The following is an 8,473-nucleotide window of genomic DNA, read 5'->3' on the forward strand; positions in this document are numbered from 1 at the left end:
CATCAGCACGTTGAGCACCACATCCACCGCAGCGGGGCGCGGCGGGGCCACGGCCCCTGGCGGGTTGAATGGCAGGGCGCGCCGGCCCAGCCACAGCGTGAAAACGCCCAGGGGCAGGTTCAGCGCAAACAGCCACGGCCACGACGCCACCGACAGGATGGCCGCCGCCACCGAAGGCCCCGCCACCGAGGCCAGAGCCACCACCATGGAATTGACGGCCAGCCCCCGGCCCAGCTGCGCGCGCGGGTAGGTCAGGCGCACCAGGGCGGCATTCACGCTCATGATGCCCGCGGCGCCCAGGCCCTGAGCGGCCCGCGCCACGATCAGCGTGCCCAGCGAGTGCGCGAGCATGGCGCCCACCGAAGACACCGCGAACAACGCCATGCCCACGAAGTACACACGCCGGTAACCCAGGCGCTCGCCCAGCGACGCCAGCGGCAGCAGCATGACGAGCGTGGCGATCTGGTAGGCGTTGACCACCCAGATGGCGTGGGCCGCGCTGGCGTTGAGCTCGCGCGCAATGCCCGGCAAGGCCAGGTTGACGATGCTGCCGTCGAGCACCGCCATGGTGATGCCCAGGATGATGACCAGCATGGCGCGGTTGCGCGCCGGCTGGGGCAACCCGTCGATGGGCGCAGCGGCGGCCATGGGGGATGGAGTGGCGGTGCTCATCGGGCGGGAGGCTGGTGTGCGAGCTGCGCGCGGTGCCCACCCAGCGTCAGCCAGGTCAATGCCCCCGCCACGAAGGCCCCGCAGGCCATGCCCACCACCATGGGCAGCGGGCGGCCGTTGGCGAACAGGCCCACCACCCCCATGGCGGCGGCGCCGGTGAGCATCTGCAGCGTGCCCAGCAGCGCAGAGGCCGTGCCCGCGATGGCGCCGTGCTGTTCGAGCGCCAGCACCGACGTGGTGGGAATGACCAGGCCCATGCACGCGCTGGCCACGAAATACAGGGCGATCAAAACGCCCAGCCGGTCGCCCCCGGCAAGGTAGTACCCCAGCATCAGCGCCATCACCACACCGGCGGCGCCGGCCGCGAACTTGACCACCCGCACCAGGCCGAAACGTTCGCCCAGGGCGGCAGTGAATTGCGACGAGCCGATGAACGCCGCCGCGTTGAGCGAAAACGCCAGGCTGTACATCGTGGGCGTCAGACCGTAGTGGTTGATCAGCACGAAAGGCGAGCCGGCCAGGTACACGAAGAACCCTGCCATGGCGCATCCGCCGATGAACACCAGGCCCAGGTAATGGCGATCACGCAGCAGCAGGCCGTAGGCGCGCAGCGCGCTGCCCAGGCTGCTTTCCACGCGCTCGGCCGGCGGGCGGGTTTCATCAAGCGCCGCATGCACCAGCACCAGCCCCGCCAGGGCGGCCAGCAGAACGGCCCAGAACACGCCCCGCCATCCCGCCACGGCAATGACGGCACTGCCCGCCAGCGGCGCGAGGATGGGCGAAACGCTGAACACCAGCATGAGCAGCGACATGAGCCGCGCGGCTTCGGTGCCGGTATGAAGGTCGCGCACCACGGCGCGCGGAATGGCCATGCCGGCCGCCGCGCCAAGGCCCTGCACGAAGCGCAGTGCCACCAGGGTCTCGATGTTGCTGGCCAGCGCGCACCCCACGCTCGCCAGGCTGAAGACGACCAGGCCAAAGACGAGCGGAGGCCTGCGCCCCAGCATGTCGGACACCGGCCCGTACAGCAACTGGCCCACACCCAGCGAGAGAAAGAAGGCCGTGAGGCTCCACTGCACCGCACTGATGCCTGCCCCCAGGCTGTCGCCAATGGCCGGCAGTGCGGGCAGGTACATGTCGATCGCAAACGGACCGATGGCCGAGAGCAGGCCCAATATCAGGGCCATTCTCAGAAAACGTGAAACAGGCATAGCCGGGCATTGTCGCCACCGCCCGCCGTTTGCGCTTGCGAGCGCGCGGTTGCACCAGCACCGCATGGGGGCTCAGAACGGCGCGCGCACGTCAGGGTCCATCGAAAAGCGACGCCTGCCCTGTCTGCAGAGCTCCTTCGGCGGCCAGCATGCGCAGCTTGGTGTGCGCGCCGCCATGGGCCGAAAAGCCGCCTGGCTTGCTGCCGGCGGCCAGCACCCGATGGCAGGGAATCACGGGCGCAAAGGGATTGAGCCCCAGCGCCTGCCCGACGGCACGCGCCAGGCGCTTGTCGCCCAGCTCGGCCGCGATCTCGCCATAGGTGCGCGTCTGCCCCGGGGGAATGCGGCGCGTGATGGCGTACACACGGCGCTGGAAATCTGACACGCCACACATGTCGAGCACGACGGCACGCTCATCATGGGGCTGGCCCGCCAGCAGGGCCTGGACGATGGCGACGGCCTGCTGCGCCTCGGCTGTGGGCGGCGCTTCGGCTGCGCCGTGCGTGATGCGCGCCATGCGTTGCCGGGTCAGGGGGGGCGTGGCCTCGGGCAACTGCACCGCGCAAATGCCCTGCCCGCTCCACGCCAGGCCGCAGGGCCCCACGGCGGTGTCGAACAGGCACCAGCCCAAAGCCTTCATGGCGCCCTGCCCTTGGGCGCGCAGGCCTCTGCGCTTAGCGCGCGCCACGGTGCACGCAGGCCGCGCCGCCTTGCAGCCGATGGCTTTCGTGAAGCCGCACCTGCGCTGCGCGCAGCGGAGCAAGCCGCGCCCGGCGCAGGCAGGCAGACGTTCGCCTGTGGCAAGGCGGCGGTGCTGCACCACCGGTAACGGCCATGCGCAAGTGGTGGCAAGGCCCAGCGTTGCACCAGGCGGTAGCGCGGGCACCGCACCCTGGGGAATGACCCAAGCATGCGGGTATCGCCACGGCGCGTCAGCGCAGCCACACTGGGTGTACCGGAGCGGCGCCGCGCCACCGTGGCCCGGCCGGTGCAAGGAAGCAGCACGGCCTCACTCCATCGTGAGCGCCATCGCATCCGGCCCGGCCTGGCGGGAACGGCTCAGTGCCATGTCGGCCCGCCGCACAAGCTCTTGTGCGTCCTGGCCGGGCTCGGGCACCATGCAGGCCACGCCGAGACTGAACCCCACCACCCCCAGCGGAGCGCCAGCGTGCGGCAGGGCCAGCGCCACCAGCGCGGTGCGCACGCTCTGGGCGAGGGCCATGGCATCGGGCACCAGGGTGTCGGGCAGCAGCACCACGAAGGTCTCGCCGCTCCAGCGCGCCACATGCTCGTCCACCCCTTTCGAGGCCAGTTGCGCCAGCGTTACCGCCACGGTCTGCAAGCATGTCTCGCCCGCCAAGCGGCCATACTGCTCGCTGAAATGCTTGAACCGATCGACTTCGAGCAGGATCAGGGCGACGGGCCGTGCGACGCGCTGGCCATGGTCCCACACGCGCTGCAGCACCTGCTCGAAATGCCGCCGGTTGCACAGGCCGGTGAGCACATCGGTCTGGCCCAGCGCCTGGGTGGTGCGCTCGGACGCCTCGAGCGCACGGGTGCGCTCGCGCAGCTGGGCCTCCAGCGCATCGATGCGCGCCTGCAGCGCATGTGCGCCCCCTGCTTCGCTCAAGCGATGCGCCTCGAATGGCACCGAAATGCTGCTGTGCGCGATCTTCCAGTCATCACCTTCGCGCCGGAACAGCAGCACCTGGCGGGCCGTTTCGCGCGACAGGGCCGAAGCCGGGCCTGGCAGATGGATGTGAAAGAACGCTGTGACCAGTGCCGCGTCGTCGCTGACGTCCTGCAACGCCAGGTCAAGCATCTCGATGCCGATGCGCCCGGGCGCCTGGGCAAAATCGTGCCGCAGCACGTCCAGCCATTCGCTCCGGCGGGTGATGAGACGATGGCCGCTGCCGGTGTAGCCGCTGAAGCGCTCGCTGAACCGTTGCAGCAGGCGCTCGTCGCGGGCGGCGTACATCTCGATGTACTCCTCGAACAGCAGGCGGATCAGTTGCTGGCGTTCCAGTGGCATGGCGACGGGGTCCTGGGTTGACGAAGGGCGCGGGCGCACCAGTGTGCCTGCTGCATGCTCGCCGTGGCGCCTTGCCGCGCAGCAAGGGCCGGCGGCACGCCCGCAGCACGCGCAAACCACTGTAACACCCGGGCCGGCCCGAGAACAGCGCCGGGATGCCTCGGCACTGCCCCGCACCGGCGTGGCGCGCCTGCGCTCAGCCGGCCCGCAAGGCCGCGCGCAACTGGGCGCCCAGTTCGGGCTTGTCGGCAAAAGGATCGGTGGGGTTGCGGGCCTGCAGGATGTCTTCCATGCGCGTCTGCACCGCGCCGATGGCCTTGGGGTGGCTGTAGATGTAGAACTGCCCCCCCGCCACGGCATCGAACACTTTCTGCGCCACCTCGGCGGCAGTGACTTTGCCCGCACTCACGGCCTTGCCGATCATGGCCTGGCCGATGAGCTGGCTCTTGGTCGGCTTGTCGGCGGCCAGTTCGCCCGGGCGGTTGCGCTGGCTGTCGTTGATGCCGGTAGCCACGAAATACGGGCACAACACGCTGGCGCCCACCTGGTCGGTGACGAGCGACAGGTCCTGGTACAGCGTCTCGGAGAGGCTCACCACCGCGTGCTTGCTCACGTTGTAGATGCCCATGTTCGGCGGCGCCAGCAGGCCCGCCATGCTGGCGGTGTTGACGATGTGGCCGCGCCAGGCGGGGTCGCTCTTCGCGGCCTCCAGCATCATGGGGGTGAACACGCGCACGCCATGCACCACGCCCATGAGGTTCACGCCCAGCACCCACTCCCAGTCCTTGACCGAGTTCTCCCACACCAGCCCGCCTGCACCCACACCGGCGTTGTTGAACACCAGGTGCGGTGCGCCGAAGCGCTCCAGCACAGCGGCGCCGAGTTGCTCCATCTGCTGTCCGTTCGAAACGTCTACGCGCTGGGCCAGCACTTGCGCCCCGGCGGCGCGCATCTCGGCCGCAGCGGCGTCGAGCGCGTCCTGCTGCACATCGACCAGCACCAGGTTCATGCCCAGCCGCGCACCAATGCGCGCGCACTCGAGTCCGAAGCCCGACCCCGCGCCCGTCAGCACCGCCGTCTTGCCGGCAAAGTTATCGATCATGTCTGTCTCCTTCAGTTGTCTGCTTGTGAATGGGTGGATACGTTGGGAACTGGCGCAGCCGAGGCCCGCAACCGCCGCGCAAGCCCGCCGGGCCGTTCAAGCGGGGCTTCGCTGGCGTGCGCAGGCGCTGCATCTTCCTGGCGAAGCCAGGAGAAGGGACGCGGCGCAGCCGCTCAGGGAGACGCCCTCAATACATAGCCCACGCGTGGAAAGTGCACGTGCACCGTGCCGGCCCGGGGGTCGGTGCGGCGTAGCGTGTAACGCGTGCGCGTGGCGGCGATCAGCTCGCCCGCCGTGGGCTCGGTGCCAAAACTCTCCGCCGCCACCGTCACCTGCGCGCCCAGCGCAATGCCATGGTCGTCCTGGAAGACATCCGCCACCACGGGCAAGGGCTCGGCACCGGCGGCCACCGTGATGGCATCGGCGGCGCTGAACTTTTCCATGCGGCCGTGCCCCAGCGCAGCGACACGGTCCATCCACTCGGTCACGGCGGGCGTGGCTTGAAAGATGTCCGCCATCACCGGCACGCACTGGCGCGTGAACCACAGCGGGTGGTAGGCGGCAACGTCGGCCACGCAAGGCTCGGCCCCGAACGTGAAATCGTGCTCTTCAACCATGTGCGCGATGCGCCGCAGGTAGGAGCGGTAGGCCACCGTCGCGTCGGCCGGCCGCAGGCGCTGCATGCCCGCGCTCATCTGGCGGCGGTCCTCGCCAAACGCCTGGGCCGCCGCAGGTGGCAGGTTGACAAACAGCACCTCGGCGCCGCGCGGCTGCAGGTTGTAGGCCATGGCCGCCCAGAACAGCGTGCTGTCGGCCCACTGGGCAAACACCCGGGCCACGCCCTTGAGGTGGGGCGGGTACAGCGGGGGCTCGGGGTGCTCGTGCTCCAGCACTTCGCAGATCAGCGCCGAGTCGCAGTAGATGTCGGCACCGATCTGCAGGAACGGCGTCTTGCGGTAGCCCCCCGTAAGGGCCACCACGTCGGGCTTGGGCGCAACGCTGGGGATGACCACCGATTTCCAGGGCAACTGCTTGAAGCCCATCACCAGGCGGATTTTTTCCGAAAAGGGCGACGACGGGTAATGGTGCAGGATCAGGGCAGACATGGGCAATCTCCGCAAGGGTGAAACAGGCGGCCGTGCGGGACGTCAGCGGCCCGCCCCGCCGCTCGGCGGGCTCCAGAGCATCTCGATGTGGGGAATGTCATCTTCCAGATACACCTCCGACACCGCAGCGAAGCCCAGGCTGCCATAGAAGCGCTGCAGGTGCGCCTGCGCACTGATGCGAATGCCGCGGCCGGGCCACACCGCCTGGCAGCGGGCGATGCCTTCCTGCATCAGCGCCCGCCCCGTGCCATTGCCGCGCGCCTCGGGCGCGGTGACCACGCGGCCGATGGCGGGCTCGGCGTAGTTCACGCCCGGGTCCACGACGCGCAGACAGGCCTGCAAGGCGCCCGCGTCGTCGTAGCCCAGCAGATGCCAGGAGTGCTTGTCGGCGCCGTCGGGGTCCTGGTAGGGCCCCTGCTCCAGGATGAACACCCTGCAGCGCAAGGCCAGCGCGTCGTGCAGAGCGTGCACGCCCAGGTGGTCGAAGCGCTCCCAGGTCCAGTGCAACGCCATCACGGCGCCCCTACGGTGGGGGCACTTGTCGCTGCCCGCACCACCGTCACAGCCCCGGCCTTGCCTGCCGTGCAAGGGCCCCGCCACACTGCTGGCGTCCTTCTTGAAGGAGACGACACGCAACGGCTCACAGAGCGCCTCATACCAGCCTGACGAGTTGCTTGCCGAAGTTCTTGCCCTTGAGCAGCCCCAGAAAGGCTTCGGGCGCGGCGGCAATGCCCTGGGCGATGGTTTCGCGCGGACGCAGCTTGCCGCTGCCCACCAGCGTGCCCAGTTCGGTCAATGCCTCGGGCCAGACTTCCATGTGCTCGCTCACGATGAAACCCTCGACCTTCATGCGGTTGATCAGCATGAGCGCGGGGTTGGCCATGGGCAGAGGCTGGCCGTCGTAGCCGGCGATCATGCCGCACAGGGCAATGCGGCTGAAGGCGTTCATGCGCAGCATGACGGCGTCCATGATCCAGCCACCCACGTTCTCGAAATAGCCGTCGATGCCGTTGGGGCACGCTTCCTTGAGGGCCTTGGACATGGCCTTCACATCGCTGTGCTCACGGTAGTCGATGCAGGCGTCAAAGCCCAGTTCCTCCACGGCATACCGGCACTTCTCTGCGCCGCCGGCAATGCCCACCGCGCGGCAGCCGCGTGCCTTGGCCAGGGCGGCAAACGCGCTCCCCACTGCGCCGCTGGCCGCGCTCACCACAACCGTGTCGCCCGCCTTGGGCGCAATGATCTTGACCAGCCCGTACCACGCCGTCACCCCGGGCATGCCCACGGCGCCCAGGTAGTGCGATAGCGGCACATGCGTGGTGTCCACCTTGCGCAGCGCGCCCGGCTGGTTGCCATCGACCACGCTGTATTCCTGCCATCCACCCATGCCCACGACCTTGTCGCCCACGGCATATTTGGGGTTGCGGCTTTCGACCACCTCGCCCACCGTGCCGCCGATCATCACTTCGCCCAGGGGCTGCGATGCCGCGTAGCTCTTGCTCTCATTCATGCGGCCGCGCATGTAGGGGTCGAGGCTGAGGTAGTGGTGGCGCACCAGCACCTCGCCGTCTTGGAGGGCCGGCGTTTCCACGGCCACCAGCCTGAAGTTGCTGGCCACGGCCTCGCCCTGCGGGCGGTTGTCGAGCACGATCTGTTGATTGCGGGGCATGGAAGACTCCTTGTTACTACATTTTTTATAGCTTGATGCGCTTGATCAGTGAGCGCAGCAGCCCGTTTTGTCTCAAAAACCGGTGCGCACACGGCCCGTGACGGCCGGCACGCACCTCAATCGGTGGAGATCACCTTCAACCCGTCGCTGGCACCATTGCCGGCGGCACCCGCGGCGGGTTGCCGCCGCACGTACTTGAACGTGCCGGTGGCGTGGCTGCAGGCGCGGCCCTCGGCGTCGAACACCGTTGCCTCGGTGAAGGCCATGCTGGCGGTACGGTGGATGAGCCGGCCCTTGGCCACCAGCGGCCCCCGGGCGGGTTGCATGAAACTCGTCTTCATCTCGATGGTGACCACGCCGAAGTCGGGCGTATCGCTGCGAGCGGCCGTGGCCATGGTCACGTCCAGCAGGGTCATCGTGGCGCCGCCATGGGTCACCGCGAACGAATTGAGGTGCTCGGGTTGCGCTGTGTAGTGCAACTCGGACTCGCCCCCCTGCATGCGGTGCAGCGCAAAGCCCAGGTGACTGACAAAAGGAATATCGGCACCAAATTTCAACACGGTCAACTCCAGGAATCAAGAAAAGGCGTGAGGATAGCCCCACCGGCCTGAGGGCGGGGCCGGCTGCAGGCACCCTGCCGCCGCCCCGTATGGCAACGCCAGCGCGGGCCTGGCGGCGCAA

Annotated in this window: 9 protein-coding genes; all 9 read right to left on the bottom strand. The window is 68.7% G+C overall.

All coding sequences use genetic code 11. The features are described 5' to 3' along the window. A partial coding sequence (locus tag ACDELDRAFT_RS16405; protein WP_005798853.1) for an MFS transporter occupies positions 1 to 672 on the bottom strand: 672 nt, incomplete at its 3' end. Continuing rightward, positions 669 to 1,883 carry a multidrug effflux MFS transporter gene (locus ACDELDRAFT_RS16410; RefSeq protein ID WP_040329605.1) on the bottom strand — a complete coding sequence of 405 codons (1,215 nt, stop codon included), beginning with the start codon at positions 1,881 to 1,883 and terminating at the stop codon, positions 669 to 671. The genes ACDELDRAFT_RS16410 and ACDELDRAFT_RS16405, both read right to left, overlap by 4 nt. Positions 1,884 to 1,974: 91 nt before the next feature. Continuing rightward, entirely contained in the window at positions 1,975 to 2,523 is a 549-nt protein-coding gene (locus tag ACDELDRAFT_RS16415; protein ID WP_005798856.1) for a methylated-DNA--[protein]-cysteine S-methyltransferase, read from the bottom strand. A 369-nt stretch (positions 2,524 to 2,892) separates the two neighbouring features. Continuing rightward, entirely contained in the window at positions 2,893 to 3,915 is a 1,023-nt protein-coding gene (locus ACDELDRAFT_RS16420; protein WP_005798858.1) for a GGDEF domain-containing protein, read from the bottom strand. Between the two features lie 196 nt (positions 3,916 to 4,111). After that, positions 4,112 to 5,017, bottom strand: coding sequence for an SDR family oxidoreductase (locus tag ACDELDRAFT_RS16425; RefSeq protein WP_005798860.1), 906 nt, complete (start codon positions 5,015 to 5,017; stop codon positions 4,112 to 4,114). Between the two features lie 173 nt (positions 5,018 to 5,190). Beyond that, positions 5,191 to 6,123: a glutathione S-transferase family protein gene (locus ACDELDRAFT_RS16430; protein WP_005798862.1), complete on the bottom strand. Its 933-nt coding sequence runs from the start codon at positions 6,121 to 6,123 to the stop codon at positions 5,191 to 5,193. 42 nt (positions 6,124 to 6,165) lie between these two features. Next, positions 6,166 to 6,636, bottom strand: a complete 471-nt coding sequence (locus tag ACDELDRAFT_RS16435) for a GNAT family N-acetyltransferase (protein WP_005798863.1) — start codon at positions 6,634 to 6,636, stop codon at positions 6,166 to 6,168. A 139-nt stretch (positions 6,637 to 6,775) separates the two neighbouring features. After that, positions 6,776 to 7,792: an NADP-dependent oxidoreductase gene (locus ACDELDRAFT_RS16440; protein ID WP_005798865.1), complete on the bottom strand. Its 1,017-nt coding sequence runs from the start codon at positions 7,790 to 7,792 to the stop codon at positions 6,776 to 6,778. Between the two features lie 116 nt (positions 7,793 to 7,908). Next, positions 7,909 to 8,352: a PaaI family thioesterase gene (locus ACDELDRAFT_RS16445; RefSeq protein ID WP_005798868.1), complete on the bottom strand. Its 444-nt coding sequence runs from the start codon at positions 8,350 to 8,352 to the stop codon at positions 7,909 to 7,911. Positions 8,353 to 8,473 lie beyond the last annotated feature (121 nt).

It is taken from the genome of Acidovorax delafieldii 2AN (assembly GCF_000175235.1).
In the GTDB taxonomy this organism is placed as follows: Bacteria; Pseudomonadota; Gammaproteobacteria; order Burkholderiales; family Burkholderiaceae_C; genus Acidovorax; species Acidovorax delafieldii_B.

Coding starts and splice junctions, on each gene's coding strand:
- ACDELDRAFT_RS16410 (WP_040329605.1), bottom strand. CDS start 1,883: ATGCCTGTTTCACGTTTTCTGAGAATGGCCCTGATATTGGGCCTGCTC.
- ACDELDRAFT_RS16415 (WP_005798856.1), bottom strand. CDS start 2,523: ATGAAGGCTTTGGGCTGGTGCCTGTTCGACACCGCCGTGGGGCCCTGC.
- ACDELDRAFT_RS16420 (WP_005798858.1), bottom strand. CDS start 3,915: ATGCCACTGGAACGCCAGCAACTGATCCGCCTGCTGTTCGAGGAGTAC.
- ACDELDRAFT_RS16425 (WP_005798860.1), bottom strand. CDS start 5,017: ATGATCGATAACTTTGCCGGCAAGACGGCGGTGCTGACGGGCGCGGGG.
- ACDELDRAFT_RS16430 (WP_005798862.1), bottom strand. CDS start 6,123: ATGTCTGCCCTGATCCTGCACCATTACCCGTCGTCGCCCTTTTCGGAA.
- ACDELDRAFT_RS16435 (WP_005798863.1), bottom strand. CDS start 6,636: ATGGCGTTGCACTGGACCTGGGAGCGCTTCGACCACCTGGGCGTGCAC.
- ACDELDRAFT_RS16440 (WP_005798865.1), bottom strand. CDS start 7,792: ATGCCCCGCAATCAACAGATCGTGCTCGACAACCGCCCGCAGGGCGAG.